The organism is Paracoccus simplex, assembly GCF_042648325.1.
GTDB lineage: Bacteria > Pseudomonadota > Alphaproteobacteria > Rhodobacterales > Rhodobacteraceae > Paracoccus > Paracoccus simplex.
In genome coordinates, this window is sequence record NZ_JBHRXE010000079.1 from 1 (window position 1) to 1,745 (window position 1,745).

Sequence of the window (1,745 nt, forward strand, 5' to 3'; positions counted from 1 at the left end):
AGACCAACTTCAAATGTTTCCAGATACTTGAAGAAGAGGGGCACAATGACTCACCACTCGCGATGGCGCGCATGCCGCGTTCGGCGGCGTTGTTGTCGAGTTCGAGGATGCCGTTGTCGAGGTAGGGGCGCAGGCGTTCCATCCTGGTGAGGGCGTATCGGATGGCGGCCGCTAGCGGGGATTTCCCCGAGATCGTGGTGAGTTGCATGGCCAGCCAGACTTCCAGGTCATCGAAGACCGGGGCGGCATGTGCCTTACGGAGTTCGGCGCGGCGGTCCGGTGGCGAACCTCGGGCTTCCTTCTCGACGGCATAGAGCCGGGCGATGCGGCCGATGGCCTCCTCAGCGATCGGCGAACCTTGCGATCGGTGGATGTCCACGAACTTGCGCCTGACATGGGCCATGCAGGCGACCTCGCGGATGGCGCCGGAACGGTAGAGATCCTCGAACCCGGCATAGCCGTCGGCATGCATCCAGCCGCGGAAACGGGCCAGATGATCCTTGGGGTGCTGACCCTTGCGGTCGCCCGAGAAGCGATACCATGCGGCAGGCGGAGCATCGCCATCCCATGGGCGCTCATCGCGGGCATAGGTCCAGAGCCGGGCCGTCTGGGTCTTGCCGGTGCCGGGCGCCAGCATCCGCACCGGCGTATCGTCGGCGAAGATCGCCTCGGCCGACAGGACATGGCGCCCGATGGCCTCGGCCAGTGGCTCCAGAAGGGTGGTGGTCTTGCCGACCCAGTCGGCCAGGGTCGATCGGTCGAGATCGAGCCCTTCGCGGCCGAAGATCTGGCTCTGGCGATAGAGGGGGAGATGGTCGGCATACTTGCTGACCAGCACATGGGCCAGCAGACCCGGCCCGGGGCGACCGCGCTCGATCGGGCGCGACGGCAGCGGGGCCTGGACGAAGCGTTCGCAGCAAGCGCAGGTCAGCCGGGGGCGGACAATCCGGTTCACGATGAAGCGCCCAGGAACATACTCCAGCTCTTCCGTGACGTCCTCGCCGATCCGGCGCAGGCGACCGCCGCAATCGGCACAGGCATCGGCGCCGGGCATCAGTTCCACCTCCATCCGGGGGATATGATCCGGGATCGGACGGCGCTTGGGTTTGCCCTTCTCCTCGATGTCCGGCAGACGCATCCGCGCCGTCATCGCGGCGGCCGCGATCTCGCTGGCCTCAAGAGCCAACTGAAGCTGTTCTGCCGTCTCCGAGGACGCGCCGAACCGGTGTGCCCGGTGCCCGGCCAGTTGGTGCCGCAGCCTCTCGATCAGGATCGCCTGCGCCTTCACCTCGGCCAGAAGCCGCGCGGTGAAGCTGCGCAACTCCTCGGGATCTTCCGGCAGGGTCAGGGTCTGATCGAGCATGCAAGGAGTTTATCCCACGGGATTCCTTATGGGAATCATTCTCTTGTGGCCCCCCCTGATTATCCCGCTGCCAAGGGCCGCCACGTTCGCTCCGGGGCACGCCAGTCGATCCCTTCCAGGAGCATCGACAACTGCGCCGGTGTCAGCGCCACCTTCCCCTCCTTGGCCGAGGGCCAGACGAACCGGCCCCGCTCCAGCCGCTTCATGAACATGCAGGCCCCCTGGCCATCCCACCAGATGACCTTCACCAGATCACCGCGACGGCCGCGGAAGACGAAGAGATGCCCGCCGAAAGGATCCTGCTTCAGCACCGCCTCGGCCTGCGCCGCCAAGGAAGCAAAGCCCTTGCGCATGTCGGTGACCCCGGCAGCCAGCCAGACCC

2 protein-coding genes are annotated in these 1,745 nt (G+C 66.2%); both read right to left on the minus strand.

The window, feature by feature from the left end; genetic code table 11:
- A partial coding sequence (gene tnpC / locus ACFOMP_RS19835; RefSeq protein WP_379033799.1) for an IS66 family transposase occupies window positions 1–1,363 on the minus strand: 1,363 nt, incomplete at its 3' end.
- A 59-nt stretch (window positions 1,364–1,422) separates the two neighbouring features.
- The coding region (gene tnpB / locus ACFOMP_RS19840) for an IS66 family insertion sequence element accessory protein TnpB (protein ID WP_379033802.1) at window positions 1,423–1,745 on the minus strand (323 nt) is incomplete at its 5' end.